Genomic DNA, 24,561 nt, shown 5'->3' on the forward strand with positions numbered 1-24,561 from the left:
CATTCATAATAGCGACTTATGAATCAGCGGCAACCTTCGCCGCTGATGGGGTTCCGGAAATCACTATGCGCCACAGTGCTCCTCAATGTATGACTCGGCCGCCGAATCCACCAGCGCCATCTCCTCGCGGCTCAGCAGCTTCTCAATATTCACCAGGATAATCATTCGACTGTCGAGTACCCCCAGCCCAAGCAGGTAACGGCCAGAAAGTACCGAGGCCACGTCCGGGGTCGGCTTGATGTTATCCACGTCAATCGACAGCACGTCCGCCACACCGTCAACCACAATGCCCACCACGCGGTCATTCAGATTGAGCACAATGACCACCGTTTTGTCATCCTGCGACGGGTCGGGCTGCTCAAAGCGAACGCGCAGATCCACAATCGGCACAATCACGCCGCGCAGATTAGTTACGCCGGTAATAAAGTTGGGCGCGTTCGGAATGCGCGTCAGGCGGTCGCAGCCGCGGATCTCCTGCACTTTGAGAATATCAATGCCGTACTCTTCGTCGCCCAGGCGGAATACCAGGTACTCCTGCGCGGCCGCGTCAGCGGCGGTGGGTTTACTGGCGGTTGCTACAGTCATGCTTTTACCCCCTCCCTCCGGGGTTGTGGAACGTTGAGCGTCGACAGCTCAACCACATCAAGGATCAGCGCCACGCTGCCATCGCCGAGGATGGTTGCTGCGGAGACGCCAGGAACTTTGCGGTAGTTATGTTCAAGATTCTTGACCACCACCTGCTGCTGGCCGATAAGCTGATCGACCCACAGCGCATAGCGGCAGCCCGCGCTTTGTACGATAACCACAATGCCGTCATCGGCAGGCGCGTCGCCCGCCACCGAGAGGCGCTGGCGCAGCAGCACCAGCGGCAGATATTCGCCTCGTACCTGCAGCAGCCGCTCTTCGCCCACGAAGCGGCACAGCATCTCGTCGGTTGGCCGCAGCGATTCCATCACCGCGCCCAGCGGCAGAACGTAAATCTCGTCCCCCACCTTCACCAGCATGCCGTCAAGGATCGCGAGCGTCAGCGGCAGAATAATGCGGATAGTCGTTCCGGCACCCGGCGTGGAGAGCACGTCCACGTGGCCACCCATCGCCAGAATATTGCGTCGGACCACGTCCATGCCGACGCCGCGCCCGGAGACGTCCGTCACGCTCTCGGCAGTGGAGAAACCGGCGGCGAAGATCAACATCCACACGTCCTCGTCGCTCATGGTGTCGCTAATGGCCATCCCCTGCGAACGGGCCTTGGCAAGGATTTTTTCCCGGTTGAGGCCCGCCCCATCGTCGCTGACTTCAATCACGATATTGCCACCGTGGTGTTCAGCGGAGAGCGTCAGGTTCCCGGTCACCGGTTTCCCTTTAGCGACGCGCACCTCTTTCTCTTCAATACCGTGGTCGAGGCTGTTGCGCACCAGGTGGGTAAGCGGATCGATAATGCGCTCGATCAGGCTCTTATCCAGCTCGGCGGCCCCGCCTTTGAGGGTCAGCTCGACCGCTTTGTTGAGGCGAGAGCCCAGGTCGTGCACCAGCCGCGGGAAGCGGCTGAAGACGTAATCCATCGGCATCATACGAATGGACATGACCGATTCCTGCAGCTCGCGGGTGTTGCGCTCCATCTGTGCCACGCAGCCGGAGAGCAGATCGTAGCTGGCGGGATCGAGGGTTTTAGACAGCTGGGAGAGCATCGCCTGAGTGATAATCAGCTCGCCGACCTGGTTGATGATCTGGTCAACTTTGCTCACCGCAACGCGAATGCTGCCGGACTCCTGACTGGTCGCCCGCGAAGCTGGCGGTGCTTTTTTGGTGACGGCCTCCGTTGCAGCAACCGGCTTTTGCTCCGGCTGTGGCACAGGTAGTGCGGGCTTCACCTCAATCTGCTTGCTGTCGAGCACGAAGCAGAGCACCGCGGTGATATCGTCCCCCGAGGCGGTAGTCAGCAGCGTGACCGTCATGCTATCCGGCGTCGTTTCAACGCCGGTAATCTCGCCCATGTTAGTTAACTCGTCGCGCAGCATCGTCTGCTCGCGCTCCCCGACGTTACGCAGGGTCACCACCAGCGCGGTTTCTTTCTCCTGCACCACGCTGGCGGGCTGCGGTTCAACTTCAGGGGTCGCCGCGGGTGCCGGCTGCTGTCCCTCAAGGGCAATCTCCCGCAGGGCTTCACAGATATAGCGATAACGGGCTTCATCAGGCTCCTGCGAAGACTGATAGGCTTCCAGCTGCGCTTGCATAATGTCCTTACATTCCAGAAAAAGGTTGATGATTGACCGACTGAGCGTCCTCTCCCCTGCCCGCGCCTGATCGAGGAGGTTCTCCAGCAGGTGGGTTGTCTCCTGTAGCGCAGTAAAGCCAAAGGTGGCCGCGCCGCCTTTCAGCGAATGCGCTGCACGAAAGATGGCGTTCAGCTGCTCCTGGTCCGGCGCCGCTACGTCAAGCTGCAGCAGAAGCTGCTCCATTTCGGCCAGCAGCTCTTCCGCCTCGGTAAAAAAAATCTGCGAAAAATCATTCATGTCCATCGGTATAACCCTGCACGTTTTGCAGATTGATATCGGCACGCTGAGCCTGGGTATCCTCCAGACGGATCTCCTGCTCTTTCGCGCGACTGAGCACCAGAATGCTGATGCGGCGGTTGACCGCACTGTCGGGCGACGTATTTTCCAGCGGCATCCGGCTGGCGGTACCAATCACGCGTAAAAAGCGCTCATCGCTCAGCCCGCTACGGACCAGCACCCGGCGCGCGGCGTTGGCGCGTCCGGCGGAGAGCTCCCAGTTGCTGTAGCCGCCGTCGCCCCCGGCATACGGCAGCGAGTCGGTATGCCCCGTCAGGCTCAGCGCGTTGGGCAGTTCCTGTAACAGCGGCACCAGCGCCTGCAGAATGCCGTTCATATAGGATTCCGGCAGTTCGCTGCCGACGCGGAACATAGGGCGGTCCTGCGAGTCGGTGATCTGGATCAGCAGGCCGTCGTTGGTCAGGTTCAGCAGGATGTTGGATTTAAAGTTGTTCAGCCGCGGATCGGTTTCGATCATCTTCTGCAGCTTCTCTTTCGCCTGCTTCAGGCTTTCGACGCGCTTGTGCTTATCAATCGCGTTGATTTGCCCTTTGAAGACTTCGCCCTGCCGCTTGAGAATGTCATCCCCACCGCCAGGAATGACGCTGTCGCTGAGGCTGGTTTTATCGCCGTTCGCCATGGAGGGCTTAAGCGGCATGCGGAAGTAATCCGCAATCAGCTCCCTCTCCATGTCAGTGGACTGTGACAGCAGCCACATTACGAGGAAGAACGCCATCATTGCGGTCATAAAATCGGCATAGGCAATCTTCCACGTCCCGCCGTGATGGGCATGTTTCTTCTTTTTGCGCTTACGTGAAATGATGACAGGCGTGACGTTCTTCATGCAGCGCTGTCCGAGGTTTTGGTTTTCAGCGTGGCGTTAGATTTAACCTCGCGCACGTGCTCTTCCAGCTCTTCAAACGACGGGCGTTCGCTGGTGAAGATGGTTTTACGCCCAAATTCCACCGCTATCTGCGGGGCATAGCCGTTCAGGCTGGAGAGCAGCGTCACCTTGATGCACTGCAAAATTTTGACCTGATCGGAGCTCTTCTGACGCAGCAGCGTTGCCAGCGGCAGCACGAAGCCATAGGCGATAAGAATGCCGAGGAAGGTGCCCACCAGCGCGTGACCAATCAGCATGCCCAGCTCCGCCGCCGGGCGATCCGCCGAGCCCAGGGCGTTCACCACCCCCATCACCGCCGCCACAATACCGAAAGCCGGAAACGCATCACCCACGGTATTCAGACTGTGGGCCGGCACTTCCAGCTCTTCTTCGCAGGTTTCGATCTCTTCATCCATCAGGGCTTCGATTTCATGGGAGTTCATGCTGCCGCCAATCATCAGGCGGAAGTAGTCGAGGATAAAGTTGGCGAGCATCGGGTCGCTCATCAGGCGAGGATAGGCGCTAAAAATATCGCTGTTTTGCGGGTCTTCGATATCCTTTTCCAGCGACATCAGCCCGTGAATCCGGCTTTGCGACAGCAGCAGAAACATCAGCGCCATCAGGTCCATATAAACCGCTTTGTTATAGCGCTTGCCCACGAACACTTTAACCAGCGCTTTCCCGGTCGCCTTCAGGGATTTAATGTTGTTACCAACAATAAACGCCCCAACGCCCGCCCCGCCGATAATCAGCAGCTCCAGCGGCTGAAACAGCGCCATCAGGTTACCGCCGGACAGAATAAAGCCACCAAAAACGGTCAGTATGACAACAAGATAGCCAACAATAACTAACACACTCTCTCCTTTTACTTTTTGACCGATGCCGGTTGCTCCGGCATCAGGTAAACGCCATCTTGCGCACAGCCCCGTCACGGTTACGCCGTCATGATTTCCGGCGCGGCGAACGAGCCCAGAAGCCCGGAATTGCTCACCTGGGATTTTTTAAGCGCACGCGACGGCGGGCTGCACAAGCTGCAGGTAAATGGGTTTTTAATAAATTCGGTGGTGACGACAAAACCTCCGCCACACACGTTGCAGGCTTTACGCGAAATAATGCCGCAGTCGATAAACCGTAATAATGTCCAGGCACGCGTCAGCCCCAGCACCGGCTTCTCATCCGCACAGGTACTGCACTGCTCAAGATAAAGACGGTAGGTCTTCATCAGCATTTCAATCGAGCGGCCCTGTTCGGTCTTTTTCAAATACAGATAAATGTTGTAGAACATGGAAGAGTGAATATTCTGCTCCCACGACATAAACCAGTCTTCAGAAAACGGCAGCATGCCTTTCGGCGGTGGGCAACCGCGTAACTCTTTATATAAACGAAGCAGACGACGACGGCTCAGCGACGTTTCCGATTCCAGTACCTGCATTCTCGCGCCGAGGGAAATTAAGCCCATGGCAATGTTCACTTCATCAATTTCCTGCAGCAGACTTTTTTCACCACACATATTTACGCCCCCTCTGCGGTAATGGCATCTTCTTCGCTTAAGGCGTTAAGAAGATTGGTCGACAAAATAATGCCGGTATGAATTTGCTGCAGTGCTTCAATACGTGAATCTTTCGTCAAATTTTCAATCACCACTTCATCATCAACGCGCAAACGACAAATAAGCTGATTAGTTGCCGCCAGCTTCATTAACTGCGGTAATGAAAGCTCTTTAAGGTTATCAATTGTCCCTTCAGACAATCCAAGGCGAAAACCCGCCGCAAATTTATCCTGACGGATCAGCTGCTGGGCCAGCAGAAGATAGGACAGATTAATATCATGAATATTTTGCAGGTACTCGTCGAAATTAGACACAGGCGAAAACTCCCAATGTTATTCAGCCATTAGCTGGCATGTCAGTTTAGTTAGATTACGTTTCCGAACTGATGCAGAGAGTCTTTTGGCATTGATATTCACAAAGGTAAGTTAATCTTCCTCAGTAAATGAATGACAATCACGTCAATGCCAAAGGAGGCTGCACCTCAAAACTGGCAAAATCATAAACATTAAGTATTTTCCGAACAAGCGACAGAAATTTCCCTAAATCTCCTTATTGACGCTAACCCATTGATTTAAAAAGTTAATAAAGCATTATTAAACCTTATTAATCCTTGATTTTAATGATTAACGCTGCATTAAAGCCTGTATTAACACTCAAAATGTTAATGCCCTGTTATTACTGCTATGCCGATTCCATTCGGCTTCTTAACCTTTTAACCGCCAGGCTATGCAGCTGGCTCACGCGTGTTTCGGTGATCCCTAAAATCAGCCCAATCTCTTTCATATTTAAATCCTGAAGATAATAAAGCTGCAGCAGCAGCTGTTCTCTTTCAGGGATGAACTGAATATGCTCAGCAATCCGTTCCATCAAATTTTGCTTGATGGTGTCATTCAGCGGATTAAGCTGTTCATTCTCATCATCGCTCGTTTCCCAGCTGTCGGCATAATTCTCCTGCAACTCGTCAACCGAGTACATCTGGCTGACGTTATTATCCGCCAGCATCTGCTGAAATTCCTGCAATGACACGCCCATGCGCCCGGCAATTTCAGACTCCGTGGCTTCACCGCCTTTTTCCTGCTCGATCTGCTGAATAAGCGCGACAATTTCACGCGTATGGGTGCGTACCCTTCGTGGAACCCAGTCGCTTTCTCTCAGCTCATCTAATAATGCCCATTTCACCCGCTGGGTGATCCACGCCGTGAGCGTCACCCCTTTCTTCGGGTCAAAACTTTCAACTGCGCTTAAAAAGCCTATCGATCCTGCCTGAATTAAATCATCCAGCTCGACGCTGGCAGGAAGCCGCTTATGTAAACGCAACGCTTCCTGCCGCACCAGATAGTGATATTTAGACCAGACTACCGATTTATCTTCCAGCCCTTCGGCCGTGTAAATACCATCCACGATTGCATTCCACCCGCTATTCTCTGTGAGAATTATCCGGTGAAATAGCGCATTCAAATAGTGCGATAAGCCTTTATAAAAATGCGCATTCTGTTACTTCACTTGTATTACCAGGCTATTTTATAAAACAGCGTTATTAATGGCGGTAATTAATAAGATTAAAAGGTTTCCCATTGGGCGAGGTCAGGTTCTTTCTGGCGCCGTGGCTTATCAGACTCCACGGCCACGTTCGCCACGCTGCTCTCCTGGTTCAGCCTGAACTGCGCCACCAGACGTTCCAGCGCATCGGACTGGGCTTCCAGATCGCCGGCTGCCATCGCTGCTTCTTCCACCATGGCCGCGTTCTGCTGGGTCACCAGGTCCATTTCGTTAACCGCCTGCGAAATCTGGTTGATGCCCGCGCTCTGCTCGTCCGAAGCCGATGTGATTTCGCCCATGATCTGCGTCACCTGCGACACGGAGGTGACAATTTCCTGCATCACGGTGCTGGCCTGTCCCACCTGACGCGAACCGATATCAATATTGTTCACGCTGGTGTTGATCAGCTGATTGATCTCTTTCGCCGCATCGGCGCTGCGTTTTGCCAGGTTGCGCACCTCTTCCGCCACGACCGCGAAGCCGCGCCCTTGCTCACCGGCGCGCGCCGCTTCCACCGCCGCGTTCAGGGCCAGGATGTTGGTCTGGTTAGCAATGCTGTCAATCACGCCGTTGATGTCGGCAATCTGACGCGAGCTGGTGGTGATCTGCGCCATAATCTGCTCCAGACTCTGCATCACTTCCCCACCGTTATGGGCATTGTGGCTGGCGCTTTCCGCCAGCTCGCGCGCCGCATGGGCGTTGTCGGCATTCTGACGCACGGTGGTTTTGATCTGCTCCATGCTGGCCGCCGTCTCCTGCAGCGCCGCTGCCTGCTCTTCAGTGCGGGAAGAGAGATCGTTATTACCGTGGGCAATTTCCTGGGCGTTGGTATGAATACGCTGCACGCTGTCGCGGATGCCCAGAATGGTGCTGGTCAGCGAGGTACGCATGGACTCCAGCTCAGTGAGCATATGACCGATTTCATTCTGGCTGCCGCTATCAATGGGCTGACTCAGATCGCCCGCCGCCACGCGACGCAGCATCTCCACCGTGGTCTCCATACGACGCACCAGCGTTTGGCGCAGCCAGAAACGAATGGCGAACAGCAGCGCAACCGCCAGAATCATCACCGCAATCCCGAGGCCCAGCATGATCTGATAGCCGCGCTCGGAGTCTTCAATGTAGCTCAGGCTCAGGCGAGCGCTGGCATCGCTGTACTGATCCACCTTATTACGCAGCGCGGTGCGCAGCTCCATATCGTGTTCCAGCGAACCGGAATACCCTGCCGGGTTTTGCAGGTAGCCCAGCTTAATTTCGGCAACCTTATAAACCTCGTTGAAAGCCGTATTTACTTCGGCGGCCAAACGACTCTCTTCCGGGGTATTAAACGGCGACGCCATAAATGCATCCATATTACGTCGTGCAATTTTCACCACGTTCAGCGTGTGTTTGGTGACATTTTCAGAGACAGGGTTACCCAGCGCCGCCTGCAGCATCAGGCCGTTGGTGTTCGCCATCACCGCGCTGATGTTATAGGCCGCATCGCGCATCTGATCGTTATTTTCAGAGGCCACGACAATACGTTTAAAATTGGTGTTATTGGAAACCGCATCATAAACAGAATAGGCGGTTACGCCGAACAGCATGATCGCAAACAGGCCAATAATAAGGCTGATTGCGCTATAAATTTTAAGTTTCGTTAACATAGTTTCTCACCCGCCGCGCACGGCTTAACCGTACGCGGTGGCGCCTGAAAAAAGGAAATTAAACGGTCTGGAACGTCACATATTAAACAGATTCATCTTCTGCATATTTTTGTAGACGTACATCGAGGCGTTGAACGCCAGCTCAGACATTTGCGACTCCGACACCAGCGTCACCAGCATGCTGGTATCGGCACCGATGGCATCCTGCACTTTGACAATGGTGTCGTTGATCAGCACGTCGCCGGTGAGATCGAGGGCGTCAAGCTGCTGCATGTTGGTGCCGAGCTCGGCCTGGGCTTTGCCGAGGCGGTCAATACCGGCGTCGATGCCTTTGCTGGCGGCTTCAAGCGCGGCCCGCATATCATCGTAATCAATGGGATCGCGGCTAAGTTCCGTAATGGCAGTGTCCAGAAGCGCGAAAATATCATCGAAGACCTCATCACCGAGATGACCGGTTTGCATATCGCTCCCGTCTGCCACCGTTTGCCTGCGCGCTTCATCTCCTCCCTGATATACGCCCTTCTCGTCAAACGCAGGGGTATCCGTTTTAAAGCCGCTAAAAATATAGCGACCGGACGCGTCACGGCTGTTGGCTAAATCCAGCAGATTCTCGCGGATCCCCTCAATCTCTTTACCCAACGCCCGGCGATCGTCGTCGGAATAGGCATCCGATCCCGCCGCCACCATTTTTTCCTTCAGGGTGGTGGTCATCAAATTCCCCACGCCGCTCAGAATATGGTCCTGAAACTCAAGCGCACTGCGCGCGCGGGAGCGCACGTTGCTGTACATCTCCAGCTTCGCCAGCGCGTCCTGATGTTTTACCGCATCGGTGGCGGCGGTCGGGTCGTCCGAGGCTTTGAGCAGGGTTTTACCCGCTGACATCCGCAGGTACGCCTCGTTACTCTGGCTCATGCGTTTTGTCATCGACTCAGAGCTTTGCTTATACATATAAAGCGTACTTAATCGCATCGTCTTTTCCTTATCGAATGGCCAGCAGGGCATCAAACATGGCGGTCGCCGTTTTCAGAAGCTGTGCGCTGCCGTTGTAGTACTGACGGAACATGTCGAGGTTGATGTATTCCTCGTCCATATTGACCCCGGAGAGCGCCTGTTTGGTGTCGAACTTGGTGCGTAAATCGCTTTCGGCACTGGTGGCATAGGATTTCACCTCGCGCGCGCTTTCACCGATTTTGCCCGCCAGGCTGGCGTAGGCCGCACTCAGCGTGTCGCCACCAATCAGTTTTTCATTCTGGATTTCCAGCATCTTTTCGAGGTTTTTGTTATTCCCCTCGCCGCCCGTCAGGTCAGCTGCCGCAAAGTCCTGCGCGCTGGTTATCTTACGGCTGATGCCTTCTGCTGCGCCCGCCATCGGGTTGAGTGTAAAAGTGTCACCTGGCTTGACGGCTCCGGCTAAGGGGACTTTGATTTCTATGCCATCAAACTTCAGCGTATCTCGCGGGCCAGGTTCAAGCGGTATCGTGCGCCCGTCGGCTCCTTTGACAACCCAGTCCGGGTCATTAAAAGTTATCTCGTAATTTTCAGATTTTACTTTTTCAAAATCGGTAACTCTTATCTGATCCAGGCTGCCTGTACCCTGATTTTTCGCGTTTGCGATGGCTTTGATATCCGGCAGAGAGAAGAGATCGCCACCAGGATTACCCTCTGCCGTAAGCCCTTCGCGATTCTGCTCGTTCATCCTGTGCGCCATCATAAAGGCGATCTGGTCCAGTTCCTGACGGGCGACAACGAGATCCTCGTTGCGGAATTTAAACAGCCCGCCCAGACGCCCTTTGGTAATGGCGTTTTCATCCAGCGGCGACGCTTTGCCGTTCGCATCCACGTAGGAAACAATCATCTTGTTGGGATCGGCATCCGACGGCGAGGTTTCCAGCTTGTAGGCGGTATCGCCAGAGACCAGCGGACGGCCATCAGACAGCGTGACGCTCACGCGCCCGGAAATCTGATCCTCGGTGACGGTAATCCCCAGCTGCTCGCTCAGCCCTTCCAGCAGCGCATCACGCTGGTCGAGCAGATCGGCAGGCGGTGCCCCATTCCCCTGCAGGCGCTCAAGCTGTTTGTTCAGCTGTGCCAGCTGTTCGGTGTAGCTGTTGATCTCTTTGGCGCTGCGCTCAATCTGGGTATTGGTGCTTTTTTCCAGGCCGGAAAGACGTTTGGCGCTGGCGTTATAGCGGTTCGCCAGCACGTCGAGCGAGGTAAACACCGCCGCGCGCGCCGGGCCATCCGCCGGGTCGCCGCTCAGCGTTGCCATATCCTTAAACAGCTTGCCCAGTGAAACCGAGACGTTATCCGCTTCGTCCGCCAGCATGTTGTCGATATCCGCCAGCTGCTCCATGCGTCCGGTGAGGGAAGCGTAGCCGGAGAGCGAGTCGCGCAGCTGGTTGTTGGCAAACGCGTCGTAGGCGCGCTCCACGCCGCTGGCGCGGGCACCATAGCCAAAAAACCCCTGCGCGGTCGACATGCCGCCAAGCTCTCCGATAATCAGGCTGCGGCGGCTGTAGTTGGCAGACATGCCGTTAGTCAGGTTATCGCCGGTCACTGCGATGGCGGCCTGCGCCACGCTGATGCCGTTTCTTGCTAAGTTAAAAAGGTTATTCATACGTTCTGGATATTCCCTGATTGCGGGCCCGGCGGTCGTGTCCAGGCCAGAAAGTTCATGGCTCTGTCTATTTCATCGGTGATGACAAAATTTTCTAAAACTTCTTTATCAAAAAATGTTGTCGATATCGTTTTTGTAGGCGTTCACGCCCTGCTGAATATCGCCTTTCACCTTCTGAATAATAGTGATGAGCTTTTTGGCGTAGGCCGGATCGGTGGCGTAGCCGCCCGCCTGCAGCGCCTTTGCCCCCTGCTCGGCTGAGTCTGACTGCACCACGCCGCGATAGCGCGGGTTTTTGGTCAGCAGCTTTGCGTAGTCCGCGAGCGCGTGTTCATAGGAGTCGTAGACGCGGAACGCCGCTTTCACCTTCTGCTTCACGCCGTTGATGTATTCGGTGGTGGTGATCTCGGTGGTTTTGCCGCGCCAGTCGCCGGTGGCCTTGATGCCAAACAGGTTGTGGCTCGGGCTGCCGTCCGCAGCAGGGATTTCGCGTTTCCCCCAGCCGGACTCCAGCGCCGCCTGAGCGAGGATCAGATGCGGATGCAGCCCGCTCTGCTGCGCAGCCGCCTGTGCCGGTCGCAGCAGGCGCGCAATAAACGGATGTGCCCCTTCTGCGGGTTTAGCAAATGACACCGGCGCAGGCAGGCGCAGCGGGCCGGTTGCCGGTGCGGCGGAGAGCCCTGGGCGAATAACATCGCGCCCCGGCGTGCTTACCGCAGGCGCATCGCTGTCGCCCCCCAGCTGGCGAACGATAAGATCGGCAAAGCCGAGCTGACCACTCCCGGCAATATTTTGCGCGATCTGCTGATCGTGCATGGCGGTGTACATTTCCGATGACTGGCTGCTCAGCAGATCGTTCTTAAAGCTGGCATCGCGCATGCTCTTCATCATCATCTGCACGAAAATGCCCTCCATCTGCTTCGCCGCCGCTTTCAGCGCGCCGGGCGACTGCCGCCCGGCCTCCCGTTTCAGCGTGTCCAGCGAGCGAACGTCAAACGCGGGCTGGTCAAACTTGTCGAAGGCGTTCATCAGTTCACCTCCAGCTTCGCCCGCAGACAACCAGCGTTTTTCATCGCCTGCAGAACCGACATCAGCTCGTTCGGCGTTGCGCCCAGGCTGTTCAGAGCGCGGATCACCGCGTTCAGATCGGTGCTGCTGCGCACGTGCTGCAGCGAGCCGCCGCTGTCGCGCACCGAGATATCCGTCTGGGGCACCACTACCGTCTCCCCGCCGCCAAACGGCGTGTCCGGCTGGCTGATAATGTTGTTCTGCATCACTTCCACCGTCAGCGAACCGTGCGCCACCGCGCAGGAATCAAGCGACACATAGCGGTTCATCACCACCGAGCCGGTGCGGGAGTTCACAATCACCTTCGCGTCCTGCACGTTCACCCGCAGCGGAATGTCCTGAATGTCGGCGAGGAAACGCACGCGGGACGGGCCGTCCGGCGGTGCGAAGAGCCGCACGGTGCGGGCATCTTCCGGCAACGCCGCCCCGCCGCTGTAGCGCTGGTTAATGGCGTCGCTGATCTGCTGTGCGAGCGAGAAATCGGTCTCGTTCAGCTGCAGGCGCACGATGTTCTGGGTGGCAAAATCATTCGGCACCTCCCGCTCAACGGTGGCACCATTGCTGATGCGCCCGCCGTTCAGCTGGTTCACCTGCACGCGGCTGCCGCCCGCCTGCGCGCCTGCGCCGGAGATCAAAATATTGCCCTGGGCGATGGCGTAGATCTGGTTATCCGCCCCTTTCAGCGGCGTCATCAGCAGCGTACCGCCGCGCAGGCTTTTGGCGTTACCGACCGAGGAGACCACGATGTCCAGCTTGTCGCCGGGGCGGGCAAACGGCGGCAGCTCGGCGGTCACGATCACCGCCGCGATATTTTTCAGCTGCATATTGGTGCCCGGCGGAACGGTGATCCCCAGCTGCGAGAGCATATTGTTCAGGCTCTGGCCGGTGAACGGCGCCTGCATGGTCTGATCCCCCGTACCGTCAAGACCGACAATCAGGCCGTAGCCCATCAGGGCGTTCGAACGCACGCCCTGCACCGTCGCCAGATCGCGAATACGTTCCGCGTGTACCGTTTTGGGTAGCGCCAGCGTCATGCCGTACAGCAGGATGCTGAGAAAAAACAGGATAGATTCTTTTTTCATGGTCATATCAGAATGGAGAGAGGTTCAGGAACAGGCGCTGCAGCCAGCCCATGTTCTGCGCTTCGTTGATGTAGCCGTTGCCGACGTACTCAATACGGGCATCCGCCACCTGGGTGGACGGCACGGTATTGCTGCCGCTGATGGTGCGCGGGTTCACCACGCCGGAGAAGCGGATAAATTCGGTGCCCTGGTTGATGGCAATCTGCTTCTCACCCACCACGCCGAGGTTGCCGTTCGGCAGCAGCTCTTTCACGGTGACGGTGATGGTCCCGGTGAAGGTATTGCGCGCCGCTGCGCCGCCCTTGCCGGCGAAATCATTTTTCCCTTCGGCTTCAAAATCCGCTTTGCCGTCGCCCAGCCAGCTGTTGAGTTTGGTCGGCACCGCAATCAGCCCCATCCCGGCCGATCCATTACGGTTGGCACTGGCGGAAGAGCTTTTACTGGCGCTCACGTTCTCCTGCAGCAGGATGGTCAGCGTGTCGCCCACGTTACGCGGACGGCGGTCTTCGAACATCGGCTGATAGCCGTAGTTCATGCCCTGCCCTGCCTGAAACAGTGAGCCGCCGGTGGCCGCCGGTGCCATCGGTAATGGTGTTGCCGTGGTAGGACCCTCAACGAGGGGCTTTTGCATAATGTGCGCGCAGCCGCTGAGCAGCAGCGTGCTTGCCAGCAGCGCAGCCGCCGGAATGTGCATAGACAATATTTTCATTTCAGTGTCGATAAAATGTCTGGCCGCGCAAGCGGCCAGAGAGGATTAAAGCTGGGAAAGACGTTGCAGCATCTGGTCCGATGCCGACACCGCCTTACTGTTGATTTCGTAGGCGCGCTGCACCTGAATCATGGTTACCAGCTCTTCCGCCACGTTGACGTTGGAGATTTCCACGTAGCTCTGCTTCAGCGTGCCCGCGCTCTCCATGCCGGGGTTCAGCTCGTTCGGCGCGCCGGACGACTGCGTCTCTTTGTAGAGATTGCCGCCGATGCTCTCGAGCCCCGCGTTGTTGACGAAGGTGGTCAGCGTCAGCTGGCCTATCTGCTGCTCTTCCGCCTGGCCGGGCACCTTCACGCTGACGATACCGTCGCTGCCTATGTTCAGTTTGGTGGCATCCTGCGGGATGACGATCCCCGGCTGGATCGGGTAGCCTTCGGCATTCACCAGCTGCCCGTCCGGGCTTTTTGAGAAATGGCCGTCGCGGGTGTAGGCAGTGCTGCCGTCCGGCATCTGCACCTGGAAGAACCCTTCCCCTTCGATAGCCACGTCGTACTCGTCGCCGGTCTGGTTCATGCCGCCCTGGGTATGCACCCGTTGAGTGGAAACCGGACGCACGCCGGTACCCAGCTGCAGGCCGCTTGGCAGCGTATTCTGCTCGGTCGACTGGGCGCCAGGCTGGCGCATGTTTTGGTAAAGCAGATCCTGAAACACGGCGCGCTGACGCTTAAAGCCGTTGGTGTTGACGTTCGCCAGGTTGTTGGAGATGACGTCCATATTGAGCTGCTGTGCTTCCAGCCCGGTTTTTGCGATCCATAAAGAACGAATCATAGTGACTCCTTGCGCGAATTTAGCTCACGCTTAATAGCTGGTTGGCCTTCTGGGCGTTATCGTCGGCGGTGCGGATCACCTTCATGTTCATGTCGAAGCCGCGGGAGTTGGCGATCATCTGAGTCATGGCCTGCACCGGGCTAACGTTGCTGCCTTCGAGAGCCTCCGGCGTCAGGCGCAGGGTTTCATCCTGGGCCAGCATCTCGCCGCCCGCCGTGCGGAACAGGCCGTCGTCACCGTGAACCAGGCTGTTCATGTCGGCGTTGACCAGCTTCAGACGGCCGACGGGCACCAGCATCGTCGGGTCATCGCCCATGCCGAGCGCCGACACGGTGCCGTCGCTGCCGATGGTGACGTGGGACTGCGGCGGCACTTCCAGCGGTCCGCCGTCGCCCATCAGCGGACGACCGTTGACGCTGAGCGCCCCGTCCTGATCGACCTCGATGGTACCGTTGCGGGTATAGCCTTCGCTGCCGTCGTCCATTGCTACCGCCAGCCAGCCGTTCTGCGGCAGCGCCACGTCCAGGCTACGCCCGGTATGGGTAATCGGCCCCATGGTGGTGTCGTGGAACGGGGTTGATTCCGCCACCAGCGCGCGGGTGCGCAGGGTTTCCCCTTCAATGGGCACCGAGCGGAAGGCCGCCAGCTGGGCGCGAAAGCCTGCGGTGGAGCTGTTCGCCAGATTGTTTGAGGTGACCGCCTGGCGGTTGAGCGCCGCGTTGGCGGCACTCATGGCGGTATAAATAGCGCGATCCATCACTCAGCCTTAACGCAGGTTAACCAGCGTCTGCAGCACTTCAGACTGGGTTTTGATGGTTTGCGAGTTGGACTGGTAGTTGCGCTGGTAGACGATCATGTTGACCATCTCGCTGCCCAAATCCACGTTAGAGCCTTCCAGCATGCCACCGGTAATATCGCCGAAACTGCCGGAGCCCGATGTTCCGAGGAACGGCTGACCGGACTGCGAGGTCTCCGCCCACAGGTTGTTGCCCTGCTGCTCCAGGCCGCCCGCGTTAGCAAAATCGGCCAGCACCACCTGCGCCACGGTCTGTCGTTTGCCGTTGCTGTAGATGGCGATCACTTCGCCGGTGTCACTGACCTGATAGTTGTTAAATTTACCGGGTGCCTGACCGTCAATCTCGTCAAGCATCACCTGCGTATCGCTGGCGTTTTGGGTGATGTTCAGATCCAGATTGATATCCAGTGCAGCAGAACCGTTGTAAGCCGCGCCTTTTACGTTCAATGTCACCGGAGCAGTCAGCTTGCCGTCGGTGCCAAACGTCAACGTCTGCTCACTCCGCGCACCAGGCGCAGTTGAGTCCTCAGCGTATGCCTTCCATTCACCTTCTGCGGTATGTACGTAATACACTTTAATGGCGTGCTTATTCCCCAGGCTGTCGGTGGCGGTCACTTCGCTGACGTAGTTGTAGGTGTCAGCATCGTCAGGATCAAAGGCTGGCGTCGCCGGAATAATTTTATCGTCCGACTTCAGGTTGCCGGTCACGGAACCTCTGGTCGACGCCGCTGGCGGCATATCGTCCTTAGGAATGCGAATCGGTCCTACCTGCGCGCCGGGGTTAATCACCCCATCCGTCGCCTGGTACCCGGTTAAAAACAGATTGTTGGTTTTATTAACGATATAGCCGTCTTCATCCGTGCCAAACTGGCCGTTTCGCCCGTAGAAAACGCTTCCCGCCTGATCGACCATGCGGAAAAAACCCTTACCTGAAATCATCATATCCAGCGCAGAGCTGCCGGTCGCTGGCGTACCCTGTTCAAAGTTCTGACTCACCCCTGCCACCTGCACCCCCATCCCGGTTGAACCGGCAAAGATATCGGCAAACGACACGGAGCCTGCTTTAAACCCTACCGTCTGGGAGTTGGCGATGTTGTTACCCACCACGTCCAGCGCTTTTGCAGCGGCACTCAGGCCGCTAAGACCTTGTGAAAAACCCATAATTAATTTCCAGAAAGTAATGACTATTTTTGAATGACAAAGACTTTGCCCATGCCGATCGGATCGTTGTTCAGCAGATGCAGAATCGGCCCGCTCGGATCCATCGTGACGCCCTGCACCTGATCCTGAACCAGACCAATCACTTCCGGGTTTTCACCCTCTGGATTGCTGGCTTCAAAGGAGAGGGTGTACTCCCTGTCGCGCGGCGGTCCCGGCTCCGGCTTGAAGTTTTCCAGATCGTCGAGGTTGTAGTTATTCATCCCCTGCTTCACGTTCTTCAGCTCTGCGGTATATGCCTTGTCGCCATCGTGCAGGGTGACGGTGACCGTTTCAGCGTCGCCCGCTAAGACGAAGTGGAAATCGTCCGAACCGCCAGGCTGCTCAACGCCTTCCTGATGAATGCCATTCCCCGGTTCGCCAAAGGAAACTTTTGCCTCGCCTTCAATCAGCACGCTGCGGCCCACCCAGGAGGAGGCGCTCATGCTGCCGAGCTGGATCATCATCGCCTGAACCCCCGCCACCGAGCTGTTGAGCTTCTCGACGCCCGCGGCCATGTTGAACTGCGCCAGCTGCGAGGTGAGCTGGTTGTTATCCATCGGGTTGGTGGGATCCTGGTTTTTCATCTGCGCGACCAGCAGGGTCATAAACTGATTCGACAGATCCGCCGCGCTGTTGCCGCTACCGGTGCCACCTGCGCCGCTGTTGTTGTTAATCGAAGAGACCGCCATATGCGTCCTTACTGACCAAGCGTTAATGTTTTCAGCATCAGGCTTTTGGCGGAGTTCATCACTTCCACGTTGGCCTGGTAGCTGCGGGAGGCTGAAATGGTGTTCACCATCTCGTTCATGACGTTGACGTTTGGCATCCGCACGTAGCCTTGTTCATCAGCCAGCGGGTTGCCCGGCTCGTAGACCAGGCGGTCCGGCGCGCTGCTTTCGACTACGTCGCTAACCTGCACGCCGCCGATCTCCTGGCCGACCGACGCGTCAACGGAAAATACCACCTGACGCGCGCGGTACGGTTGACCGTCCGGTCCCGCCACGCTGTCAGCATTCGCCATATTGCTGGCGCTGACGTTAATGCGTCGGGACTGGGCGGCCATCGCCGAGCCCGAAATATCAAATACGCTAAAGAGCGACATCGTTGATTACCCCTGACTGAGCACAGTCATCATTTTTTTAATATCCGCGCCAAGGAACGTCAGTCCCGACTGATATTTCACGGCGTTATCCGCAAAATTGACGCGCTCGCGATCCATATCCACGGTATTGCCGTCAGCACTCGGCTGATCCGGCACGCGATACAACACATCCGCATCGTCAAACGGCATTGCTTTACCTTCAATATGCTTCTGCGAGGTTAATGCCAGCGATACGGGAGATTTTGCCATGCTGTTATTTTCCATGGCGGCTTTAAGCTGCTGCGTAAAATCAATATCGCGCGCCTTGTAGCCCGGCGTGTCGGCATTCGCAATATTCGAAGCCAATATATCCTGACGGCGCGACAGCAAACCTAACGCCTGCTGTTGAAAGCGAAAGGCGTCATCAAGTTTATTCATGACAACAGGACTCCTGTCTTGCGTAAATTAAACTGCGATAGTGTAGTCAGCGCGGGTGAAATATCACACTGCGAAGACCCGACAGAAATAAGCCTATTTAAGGAAATAGAAATAACGAGAGAAAAGTTAAAACAATGATGAATTTAAATGCCGACAAAAATGTCATTATTTAGCGCAATAAAACCCCCGCCTCTGCGTATATAATTTCGCCACGTTTTAGCGAATAAAAACATGATTAAGGCAATAAAATGAGGTTCCGATTATTCAGCACGGCGGTTACCGTATGGCTCTGTTCTGCATCCGCCGCAGCCAGCGTACCGTCTGACCAGACGGCGAAGCAGCGCCTGATGCTCAAGCTGGATGCGCTGATCAAACAGCCGGAGAACGGTAGCGAAGTGGTGCGTACCGCCACCCTGCTCGCCACGCCTGCACAGCTGGCCGCCGTGTGCGATAACCCGGAGCTGAGCCTGGTGGGCCGCGACAGCCGTCTGACCGGCAAACGTACCGTGCTCGCACAGTGCGGCGCGCGCCGCCATTTCCTGCCGGTACGCATCAGCGCGCAGGGTACCTGGTGGGTGGCCAGCCAGAGCCTGCCCGGCGGGGCGATTGTTCAGCGCAGCGATATCGAGCCGGTCACCGGCAGTCTCGACCACCAGCCGGGGGGCTTAATCTTTAATGCCGATGAGATTATCGGCCAGCGTCTGACCCGCGCCGTCGATGCCGGCAAGCCGCTGCTGGAAAGCCAGCTGCGCCAGCAGTGGCGGCTGCGCGCCGGACAGACGGTTGACCTGGTGACCACCGGTTCCGGCTTTCGTATCCGCAGCCAGGGTAAAGCGCTGAACAACGCGGCGGTGGACGATCTGCTCAGGGTCAAAACCGCTGGCGGGCGCACCGTGAGCGGAAAAGTGGGGGCGGACGGACAGGTGACAATCATTGCTCAACAATAAATTTTAGGTTTTCTGTGAATCACCGATGAAAGAAATATTGAGTACAGAAAATGTTTCCCGGAGAGGACTACCATGAGCATCAACAGCAGCCAGACCACCGCCCCGATTGCAAAAATCGCCCCTACGCAGGATCTGCGCGCCCGTACGCAGCCGCAGGAAAGCGACGCGACGGCAAAGCGTTCTGACAAGCGTGACAATACCAACGTCACCCTGAGCGAAATAACCAAAAAGATCCAGACCGACGACAGCCGCGACGTGGACTACGCGCGGGTCGCCGAACTTCGCGCCGCGCTGTCGGCAGGTACCCTGCGCATTGAGCCTGAGAAAATCGCTCAGGCCATGGTGCAGGACATGTTTCAGTTTTAACCGTTTACAGGCCCCTTATGGACAAGCTTTACCCGATACTCGCGCAGATGAAAACGTCTCTGGATGAACTGGAGGCGATCATGATTGAAGAGGTCAATCAGCTCAACCGCACGCAGATCAACCCGGTGTCGCTGCAGGTGCTGGCGGATAACAAAAACCAGCTGCTGACCACACTTCAGTATTACGACGACATGCGCCGCCAGCAGGAGCAGAGCTGTGGCACAGAAGCCCCCTACCCGGGGCTCGGCAAGCTGTTTGCCAGCTGGCAACAGGTGCATGAGAAGGTGCGCAGCACCAAGGCGCTGAATCAAAAAGTGGAGTCGCTGCTGCAAAGTCATATGAAGAAAAATCAGCATATCCGCAAGGCCATCGACCATGTGGGCCACGCGAACGCGCTCTATGGCCCGGCGGGGGAATCCAGCCAGCTGCCTTCTGGCCGCAAGTACAACATCAGTATCTGATCGTTCCTGTCTGCGTTGTCCTCTTTTGCTCGCTTCGGCGAGCTTTTTTTTGGAATAAAAAACACCCCTCACTCTAACCCTCTCTCCTGAGGGGAGAGGGGACTATTCGGCGCGGTCTTTATTTCTGGTGCAGGTCTGCCCTTTTCCCTCTCCCCTTTGGGGAGAGGGCCAGGGTGAGGGGGAAAGAATTTAAACCGTCGTGTAAGCTTTTGCCACGCTGCTGGTTTTACGCATAGCGGAGAGTTCGGTGCTGATAGTGGTCAGACGCCCCTGAATAGCCTGCGTTAACAGGGCATCATTCTGCAGCAGCGTCGCCAGCCGGGCGCTGACGGACGCTTTGTTGTGCTGTGCCAGCTGGGTTAAATCAATGTCGCACAGCGTTCTCATCCCCATGGTGTACGCCACGGACTCGTCAAGAAACACATCCCACTCGCCGTTCCCGGCCTGCTGCCGCAGCTTCGCGTTGCTGATGAGCAACTCTTCAATCAGCGCAATGACGTCCTTATCCATGTTTCACCTGCTTGTTCTGTGGCGCAATGGCCTGCCAGGTTTCCAGCATCCCGGTCATCAGGGCGATGAGGTGCGGCAGCTTTTCGCCGGATTTGTTGAGATTCGCCTCCAGCAGCGTGCGGGAGATATATTCGTACAGGCTCTCCAGCTCTTCGGCGATTTTCCCGCCCTTCTCGTGATCGAGCCCGGCGCGCAGGCCGTTGTCGATAATATTGATGGCGCGGGAGATCATCTCGCCGCGACGGGCAATATTGCCCGACTGGAAGTAAATCTCCGCCCGCTTCATGGCGTTGATCGCCCCGTCATACAGCAGGACGATCAGCTGGTGCGGCGTGGCGCCGGTGATCTGGCTGTCGAGTGAGACAGCGGTGTAGGCACTGTTGCCCGTTTTGGTGTACATCGTCAAATCCTGCCGGGCAGCGCTCTGCCCGGGATAGTAATGATTAAACCAACCCAGCCAGCGACTGCTGCAGCCGGGTGCTCATGCTGTTCATATCGCTCATGGCTTTATCGAGGCGTTGATACTCTTTCTCCCGGCGCAGCATGGTTTCATCAATGCGTCGTTCCATCGCCGTGATCTGCTTGCCAACACGCTTTTCTTGCTCGCGCAGAGATTCCAGCATGTCTTCAATGACGCCGTCTTTGTTGTCTATGGACTCTTTATCGCCGAGGTAGGCATTAAAGATCCCGTCCATCCGATCCTTAATCCCCTCTTTCCCGCCTTTGCCAAGGAACAGCGCCTCAACCTCTTTCAGGTTGTCCTTCAGGGCGGCATCGAGCTTTTTGTTATCGATGGTCAGGGTGCCCAGCGCACCGGTACGGTCATCGCCGATCTTGCCGTCGAACGTGACGGTAATCCCTAATTTGCCCAGCGTCTGAATAACTTCCCCCGCATCGGGATAGCTGCCGCTTACGGTGGCTTTCAGCTGGTTGGTCAGGCGGCGTAAAGCTCCGTCGCTGAACAGCGCGCCGTTAGTTGGGTCAGGCATTGGAATTTCACCGTCCGCTAATTTGTCGCGATCGGGCGCCGTATATTTGGTCGCACCGGCGACGGTGGTGAGGTAGCTGTTGTAGTTCTTAACGAACTCTTCTATCAGCGTTTTCACCTTTGAGGTGTCTTCGGTGATGGTGAGGGATTCGGGTTTATAGCTCTTTGGGTCATCAAGATCGTCTGGGTCAATGATCTCCGACACTTCACGCAGCTCGAGCGTTACCCCACCAATGAGATCGCTGATGGTATTAGAGCTACGAGTGATCTCTTTTTCGTTCAGGAAAATGATGGCATTTTTCGGTTCCGTTTCTGGATTATCAGCGGCATCCTTCAGCTTATTCTTCAGAACATCGTTTCCTGTAACGTTAATCGCCATTTTCCCCGCATCACCGGTTTTTTTGGACGTCAGAACCAGCTTGTGCTCCCCATCCGCAATGGTCATCACCTCCGCCACCACATCCCCTTTCTGCTCATTGATCTTTTTCGCAATCTGATCGAGCGAGGTTTCATCTTTTGCTAAATCCAGCTCCAGCGGTTTTTCACCCTCCTTCAGGGTGATAGTCACCTTCGCCGAACTGCTGCCAATGGGTTTATCACGCGTATCGTTCACAACCGCCAGCTGATGCGCTTTCGCCAGCTGTTTAACAGCAATGGAGTAGCTGTTGGGGATCGCCCCCTGCCCCGCAGTGGCCTTGAATGTTTTGTTGTCGCTAACGCTGACGCCGTTAAACCCTTCATCTTCCAGCTTGCTGAGATTGTCTTTCAGGGTGCTGAGCGAGCTTGAAATAGATCCCCAGGCGGAAATCTTACCGTTGTAGCTCGACTGCTTTTGCAGGTACGGGTTCAGTTTTTGGGTGATCCCCTTGCGTTCGTCCGCCAGCCACTGGTCAAACGGCAGCCCGGAGCCCACGCCGAGAAAGTTAGTTGCAGCCATAATAATGTTCCTCCAGAAATGAAATAGCTTTCACTATTTTCATCGGGTAATAGAGAAGGAAGTTTAATTTTTCGCGAGGGTCACAACAATACGACGGAAGGGTAAAGACAGTTTTACACGCTTATTGCGCTATTACGCTTTGCCATTTAAACAATAAGCATCAAACCTGACGCCATTTCTCACCATTAATAAAAAAATCAAAAAATAATTCAGTCTTTTTTATTCCCCCCGATGAAAGAAGTATGCGCAACAACGAACGCATATCTCTTATTACCGTTATCACTTAGAAGGATATAACAATGGCACAGGTCATTAATACCAACGCGCTGAGCCTGATGGCTCAGAACAACCTGAACAAATCTCAGTCTTCTCTGGGTACCGCTATTCAGCGCCTCTCTTCCGGTATGCGTATCAACAGCGCCAAAGACGATGCGGCAGGTCTGGCGATTTCCAACCGCTTCACGGCGTCCATCCGCGGTATGACTCAGGCGGCACGTAACGCCAACGACGGTATCTCCCTGGCACAGACCACCGAAGGGGCGCTGCAGGAAGTGGGCGAGAACATCCACCGTATCCGTGAGCTGACCGTACAGGCGAAAAACGGCACTAACTCTGCAAGCGACCTGGACTCCATCAAGAAAGAGATTACCACCCGTCTGGAAGAGATTGGCCGCGTGGCGGAAACCACCAACTTCAACGGCGTAAAAGTCTTTGATGGTTCTAAAGAGAAGATCACTATTCAGATCGGCGATAAAGACGAAGACACCATTGATATCAAGCTGAGCAAGCTGGATATGGAGACCCTGGGTCTGGATGAGTTTATGGATGACTTTGCCGATATTGGGATTACCGTGAATGGGAATATTGCGGCAGGATCTCAGTTTGAAGACAAAGGTACTGTGCTCAAAGATAGCGATGTCTTGACAGGTGAGAAAATTGGCCTTGCTACTGGTCAAGACTTTACTGTTGATGCTGCTACTCTTACTACCATTAAGGCCGCAGCTACAATTGCTTCACCTACCCAAGTATTAACCTATGAGGATGCGGATTCAGGGCAATACCGTTTCTTTGTGGCTAATGCTGCCGGTGAGGTGGAGGAGATGAATGTTCCGTTCTCATGGGATCCTACTGGTAGTCAAGTGGATTTAGGTGCCGTGACGTCAGTAGCCGTGATGACGGACGTGGACGCTGACATGCTGCTGAATGGCAAGAGCACGTTGAAAAATGCGGAAGTCTTGGGTGTTGGATCTGAAGTTACTGAAGTTGGAGGTGCTGCTACCCGAAAACTTGACGAGGCAGCTCTGGATGCCATAGCGGGGGCAGCTTTCGGGGGCGCAACAGCCGAAGCTTCCGGCATGAAGTTATTCTCCGTTGAAGACGGAGCAGGTAACACCAGATACTTTGCTTATGGTGAAGATCCAGCGGGAACTACAGGTAAAGAAGCATTCGAAATTACCTTCCCAGCAGGTGGTGGTGCACCTGCAGCCGTAAAAGCACGTCCTGCTGACACTGAGTTCATTGAGAAAGCAGCGAGCGGAGCACTCGCAGATGGCCTGCTGGCTAAGCTGGATGAAGCCCTGACCAAAGTCGCCGACTTCCGCGCCGACCTGGGTGCCGTTCAGAACCGCTTTAGCTCCATCATTGCGAACCTGAACACCAACATCATCAACACCACCGAAGCGCGCTCCCGTATTCAGGACGCTGACTTCTCCGTAGAAGTGTCCGCCATGAGCCGCGCGAACATCCTCCAGCAGGCAGGTGTGTCCGTACTGGCCCAGGCTAACCAGGTTCCGCAGAACGTGCTGTCCCTGCTGCGTTAATCTGTAACAAACCACCTTACATTGTCATTACGCGCGTGCCTCACGCGCGGTTGCCCTCCCTGGTGGAGGGCTTTTTTTATTTCACGCTCTGGCATGTAAAGGCCTTCTGCTGCCCGCCCGTCTTTTGCACCAGCCCGATGTGACCCTGTTTGCCCATGTCGAACTCAAGGGTTCCCTCTGCACTGCTGAACGTCATCTGCGAAGGATTGTGCTGCTGTTCCGTCGGTTCAACAAAGTGGTACGTTGTGCCGTCGAACTTCACCGTTTCGGTTTTTGAATACATTTTGACAAGACGATTTTCACCGCTCTCATCGCTGCACTGCATGTTCAGAACGGAGAAATCCGGTTCATTAGCCGCAGGTTTTCCGGTGGCACGTTCGGCACAGCCGCCCAGCGTAAGGGCCGCACACAGGCCATATATTGCTTTACTATTCATAGCACTCCTCTTCCTTAACGTTGCCTGACTAAGGGTAGCACGTAACAAAAAGCCCTCCATCAGGGAGGGCTGAGAGCGATTTACATCAGTGATTTTCACCGGGTACCA

At 55.9% G+C, this 24,561-nt stretch carries 27 protein-coding genes; 4 read left to right on the forward strand and 23 right to left on the reverse strand.

The genetic code is table 11. The features are described from left to right. Positions 1–63: 63 nt before the first annotated feature. The 19 genes from MX657_RS14315 to flgB form a co-directional block, all read right to left on the reverse strand. The gene (locus tag MX657_RS14315) at positions 64–585 is read right to left on the reverse strand and encodes a chemotaxis protein CheW (RefSeq protein ID WP_346806015.1); all 522 of its coding nucleotides are present in this window, start codon (positions 583–585) and stop codon (positions 64–66) included. After that, positions 582–2,519 (reverse strand): chemotaxis protein CheA, encoded by a 1,938-nt coding sequence (gene cheA / locus MX657_RS14320; RefSeq protein ID WP_346806016.1) that lies wholly within the window; start codon positions 2,517–2,519, stop codon positions 582–584. The genes MX657_RS14315 and cheA overlap by 4 nt, the downstream gene beginning before the upstream one ends. Next, positions 2,506–3,396, reverse strand: coding sequence for a flagellar motor protein MotB (motB, locus tag MX657_RS14325; RefSeq protein ID WP_252002147.1), 891 nt, complete (start codon positions 3,394–3,396; stop codon positions 2,506–2,508). The genes cheA and motB overlap by 14 nt, the downstream gene beginning before the upstream one ends. After that, positions 3,393–4,289, reverse strand: coding sequence for a flagellar motor stator protein MotA (gene motA, locus MX657_RS14330; protein WP_346806017.1), 897 nt, complete (start codon positions 4,287–4,289; stop codon positions 3,393–3,395). Before motA ends, motB begins: the two co-directional genes overlap by 4 nt. Before the next feature lie 80 nt (positions 4,290–4,369). Continuing rightward, on the reverse strand, positions 4,370–4,945 hold the full coding sequence (gene flhC / locus MX657_RS14335) for a flagellar transcriptional regulator FlhC (protein ID WP_217478899.1): 576 nt from the start codon (positions 4,943–4,945) through the stop codon (positions 4,370–4,372). A 2-nt stretch (positions 4,946–4,947) separates the two neighbouring features. Continuing rightward, positions 4,948–5,298, reverse strand: coding sequence for a flagellar transcriptional regulator FlhD (flhD, locus tag MX657_RS14340; RefSeq protein WP_047346019.1), 351 nt, complete (start codon positions 5,296–5,298; stop codon positions 4,948–4,950). Positions 5,299–5,665: 367 nt separating this feature from the next. Beyond that, a complete protein-coding gene (gene fliA, locus MX657_RS14345; protein WP_346806018.1) occupies positions 5,666–6,385 on the reverse strand; it encodes an RNA polymerase sigma factor FliA in 720 nt (239 codons plus the stop codon). A 158-nt stretch (positions 6,386–6,543) separates the two neighbouring features. Continuing rightward, complete coding sequence (locus MX657_RS14350; protein WP_346806019.1) at positions 6,544–8,169, reverse strand: methyl-accepting chemotaxis protein; 1,626 nt, start codon at positions 8,167–8,169, stop codon at positions 6,544–6,546. A gap of 75 nt (positions 8,170–8,244) precedes the next feature. Further along, entirely contained in the window at positions 8,245–9,138 is an 894-nt protein-coding gene (gene flgL / locus MX657_RS14355; protein ID WP_346806020.1) for a flagellar hook-associated protein FlgL, read from the reverse strand. 10 nt (positions 9,139–9,148) lie between these two features. Beyond that, positions 9,149–10,786, reverse strand: a complete 1,638-nt coding sequence (gene flgK, locus MX657_RS14360) for a flagellar hook-associated protein FlgK (protein ID WP_346806021.1) — start codon at positions 10,784–10,786, stop codon at positions 9,149–9,151. 108 nt (positions 10,787–10,894) lie between these two features. After that, complete coding sequence (flgJ, locus tag MX657_RS14365) at positions 10,895–11,815, reverse strand: flagellar assembly peptidoglycan hydrolase FlgJ (protein WP_346806022.1); 921 nt, start codon at positions 11,813–11,815, stop codon at positions 10,895–10,897. After that, positions 11,815–12,942, reverse strand: a complete 1,128-nt coding sequence (locus MX657_RS14370) for a flagellar basal body P-ring protein FlgI (protein ID WP_346806023.1) — start codon at positions 12,940–12,942, stop codon at positions 11,815–11,817. The genes flgJ and MX657_RS14370 overlap by 1 nt, the downstream gene beginning before the upstream one ends. Before the next feature lies 1 nt (position 12,943). After that, the gene (locus tag MX657_RS14375) at positions 12,944–13,630 is read right to left on the reverse strand and encodes a flagellar basal body L-ring protein FlgH (RefSeq protein WP_320387233.1); all 687 of its coding nucleotides are present in this window, start codon (positions 13,628–13,630) and stop codon (positions 12,944–12,946) included. Between the two features lie 60 nt (positions 13,631–13,690). After that, positions 13,691–14,473: a flagellar basal-body rod protein FlgG gene (gene flgG, locus MX657_RS14380; RefSeq protein WP_013097778.1), complete on the reverse strand. Its 783-nt coding sequence runs from the start codon at positions 14,471–14,473 to the stop codon at positions 13,691–13,693. A 19-nt stretch (positions 14,474–14,492) separates the two neighbouring features. Beyond that, positions 14,493–15,230 (reverse strand): flagellar basal body rod protein FlgF, encoded by a 738-nt coding sequence (locus tag MX657_RS14385; RefSeq protein WP_346806024.1) that lies wholly within the window; start codon positions 15,228–15,230, stop codon positions 14,493–14,495. 9 nt (positions 15,231–15,239) lie between these two features. Continuing rightward, positions 15,240–16,430, reverse strand: a complete 1,191-nt coding sequence (flgE, locus tag MX657_RS14390) for a flagellar hook protein FlgE (protein ID WP_346806025.1) — start codon at positions 16,428–16,430, stop codon at positions 15,240–15,242. A 23-nt stretch (positions 16,431–16,453) separates the two neighbouring features. Continuing rightward, positions 16,454–17,158, reverse strand: coding sequence for a flagellar hook assembly protein FlgD (locus MX657_RS14395; protein ID WP_346806026.1), 705 nt, complete (start codon positions 17,156–17,158; stop codon positions 16,454–16,456). Positions 17,159–17,166: 8 nt separating this feature from the next. Further along, positions 17,167–17,571: a flagellar basal body rod protein FlgC gene (flgC, locus tag MX657_RS14400; protein WP_346806027.1), complete on the reverse strand. Its 405-nt coding sequence runs from the start codon at positions 17,569–17,571 to the stop codon at positions 17,167–17,169. A 6-nt stretch (positions 17,572–17,577) separates the two neighbouring features. Beyond that, positions 17,578–17,988 carry a flagellar basal body rod protein FlgB gene (flgB, locus tag MX657_RS14405; RefSeq protein ID WP_346806028.1) on the reverse strand — a complete coding sequence of 137 codons (411 nt, stop codon included), beginning with the start codon at positions 17,986–17,988 and terminating at the stop codon, positions 17,578–17,580. A 248-nt stretch (positions 17,989–18,236) separates the two neighbouring features. Between flgB and flgA the strand changes: the two genes are divergently transcribed. The 3 genes from flgA to MX657_RS14420 all read left to right on the forward strand — a co-directional run bounded on the left by flgA (position 18,237) and on the right by MX657_RS14420 (position 19,762). Continuing rightward, complete coding sequence (gene flgA / locus MX657_RS14410) at positions 18,237–18,935, forward strand: flagellar basal body P-ring formation chaperone FlgA (protein WP_346806029.1); 699 nt, start codon at positions 18,237–18,239, stop codon at positions 18,933–18,935. 72 nt (positions 18,936–19,007) lie between these two features. Then, positions 19,008–19,301 carry a flagellar biosynthesis anti-sigma factor FlgM gene (gene flgM, locus MX657_RS14415; protein ID WP_346806030.1) on the forward strand — a complete coding sequence of 98 codons (294 nt, stop codon included), beginning with the start codon at positions 19,008–19,010 and terminating at the stop codon, positions 19,299–19,301. Between the two features lie 17 nt (positions 19,302–19,318). Then, positions 19,319–19,762 (forward strand): flagella synthesis protein FlgN, encoded by a 444-nt coding sequence (locus tag MX657_RS14420; RefSeq protein ID WP_013097786.1) that lies wholly within the window; start codon positions 19,319–19,321, stop codon positions 19,760–19,762. Positions 19,763–19,951: 189 nt separating this feature from the next. Here MX657_RS14420 and fliT read toward each other — a convergent pair whose 3' ends face one another. From fliT to fliD, 3 genes are read right to left on the reverse strand one after another with little or no spacing between them, the layout of a single operon-like run. Continuing rightward, positions 19,952–20,272 carry a flagellar protein FliT gene (gene fliT, locus MX657_RS14425; protein WP_346806031.1) on the reverse strand — a complete coding sequence of 107 codons (321 nt, stop codon included), beginning with the start codon at positions 20,270–20,272 and terminating at the stop codon, positions 19,952–19,954. Then, positions 20,265–20,672, reverse strand: a complete 408-nt coding sequence (gene fliS, locus MX657_RS14430) for a flagellar export chaperone FliS (RefSeq protein ID WP_346806032.1) — start codon at positions 20,670–20,672, stop codon at positions 20,265–20,267. The genes fliT and fliS overlap by 8 nt, the downstream gene beginning before the upstream one ends. 43 nt (positions 20,673–20,715) lie before the next feature. Continuing rightward, entirely contained in the window at positions 20,716–22,197 is a 1,482-nt protein-coding gene (gene fliD, locus MX657_RS14435; protein ID WP_346806033.1) for a flagellar filament capping protein FliD, read from the reverse strand. A 299-nt stretch (positions 22,198–22,496) separates the two neighbouring features. Here fliD and MX657_RS14440 point away from each other — a divergent pair, with 299 nt between their 5' ends. Next, on the forward strand, positions 22,497–24,017 hold the full coding sequence (locus MX657_RS14440; protein ID WP_346806034.1) for a flagellin: 1,521 nt from the start codon (positions 22,497–22,499) through the stop codon (positions 24,015–24,017). Between the two features lie 76 nt (positions 24,018–24,093). Here MX657_RS14440 and MX657_RS14445 read toward each other — a convergent pair whose 3' ends face one another. After that, a complete protein-coding gene (locus tag MX657_RS14445; RefSeq protein WP_346806035.1) occupies positions 24,094–24,453 on the reverse strand; it encodes a hypothetical protein in 360 nt (119 codons plus the stop codon). Positions 24,454–24,561 lie beyond the last annotated feature (108 nt).

It is taken from the genome of Enterobacter chuandaensis (genome assembly GCF_039718975.1).
GTDB classification, from domain to species: domain Bacteria; phylum Pseudomonadota; class Gammaproteobacteria; order Enterobacterales; family Enterobacteriaceae; genus Enterobacter; species Enterobacter chuandaensis.

Excerpts from the sequence above, each read along its gene's own strand:
- MX657_RS14350 (WP_346806019.1), bottom strand. The coding sequence starts at position 8,169 with ATGTTAACGAAACTTAAAATTTATAGCGCAATCAGCCTTATTATTGGC.
- MX657_RS14370 (WP_346806023.1), bottom strand. The coding sequence starts at position 12,942 with ATGACCATGAAAAAAGAATCTATCCTGTTTTTTCTCAGCATCCTGCTG.
- fliS (WP_346806032.1), bottom strand. The coding sequence starts at position 20,672 with ATGTACACCAAAACGGGCAACAGTGCCTACACCGCTGTCTCACTCGAC.
- flgG (WP_013097778.1), bottom strand. The coding sequence starts at position 14,473 with ATGATTCGTTCTTTATGGATCGCAAAAACCGGGCTGGAAGCACAGCAG.
- flgK (WP_346806021.1), bottom strand. The coding sequence starts at position 10,786 with ATGAATAACCTTTTTAACTTAGCAAGAAACGGCATCAGCGTGGCGCAG.
- MX657_RS14445 (WP_346806035.1), bottom strand. The coding sequence starts at position 24,453 with ATGAATAGTAAAGCAATATATGGCCTGTGTGCGGCCCTTACGCTGGGC.
- flgJ (WP_346806022.1), bottom strand. The coding sequence starts at position 11,815 with ATGAACGCCTTCGACAAGTTTGACCAGCCCGCGTTTGACGTTCGCTCG.
- cheA (WP_346806016.1), bottom strand. The coding sequence starts at position 2,519 with ATGGACATGAATGATTTTTCGCAGATTTTTTTTACCGAGGCGGAAGAG.
- MX657_RS14315 (WP_346806015.1), bottom strand. The coding sequence starts at position 585 with ATGACTGTAGCAACCGCCAGTAAACCCACCGCCGCTGACGCGGCCGCG.
- flhC (WP_217478899.1), bottom strand. The coding sequence starts at position 4,945 with ATGTGTGGTGAAAAAAGTCTGCTGCAGGAAATTGATGAAGTGAACATT.
- flgE (WP_346806025.1), bottom strand. The coding sequence starts at position 16,430 with ATGGGTTTTTCACAAGGTCTTAGCGGCCTGAGTGCCGCTGCAAAAGCG.
- motB (WP_252002147.1), bottom strand. The coding sequence starts at position 3,396 with ATGAAGAACGTCACGCCTGTCATCATTTCACGTAAGCGCAAAAAGAAG.
- MX657_RS14440 (WP_346806034.1), top strand. The coding sequence starts at position 22,497 with ATGGCACAGGTCATTAATACCAACGCGCTGAGCCTGATGGCTCAGAAC.
- MX657_RS14385 (WP_346806024.1), bottom strand. The coding sequence starts at position 15,230 with ATGGATCGCGCTATTTATACCGCCATGAGTGCCGCCAACGCGGCGCTC.
- MX657_RS14375 (WP_320387233.1), bottom strand. The coding sequence starts at position 13,630 with ATGCACATTCCGGCGGCTGCGCTGCTGGCAAGCACGCTGCTGCTCAGC.
- flgL (WP_346806020.1), bottom strand. The coding sequence starts at position 9,138 with ATGCGATTAAGTACGCTTTATATGTATAAGCAAAGCTCTGAGTCGATG.
- flgB (WP_346806028.1), bottom strand. The coding sequence starts at position 17,988 with ATGAATAAACTTGATGACGCCTTTCGCTTTCAACAGCAGGCGTTAGGT.
- flgA (WP_346806029.1), top strand. The coding sequence starts at position 18,237 with ATGAGGTTCCGATTATTCAGCACGGCGGTTACCGTATGGCTCTGTTCT.
- flgC (WP_346806027.1), bottom strand. The coding sequence starts at position 17,571 with ATGTCGCTCTTTAGCGTATTTGATATTTCGGGCTCGGCGATGGCCGCC.
- fliT (WP_346806031.1), bottom strand. The coding sequence starts at position 20,272 with ATGGATAAGGACGTCATTGCGCTGATTGAAGAGTTGCTCATCAGCAAC.
- flgM (WP_346806030.1), top strand. The coding sequence starts at position 19,008 with ATGAGCATCAACAGCAGCCAGACCACCGCCCCGATTGCAAAAATCGCC.
- fliD (WP_346806033.1), bottom strand. The coding sequence starts at position 22,197 with ATGGCTGCAACTAACTTTCTCGGCGTGGGCTCCGGGCTGCCGTTTGAC.
- MX657_RS14420 (WP_013097786.1), top strand. The coding sequence starts at position 19,319 with ATGGACAAGCTTTACCCGATACTCGCGCAGATGAAAACGTCTCTGGAT.
- MX657_RS14395 (WP_346806026.1), bottom strand. The coding sequence starts at position 17,158 with ATGGCGGTCTCTTCGATTAACAACAACAGCGGCGCAGGTGGCACCGGT.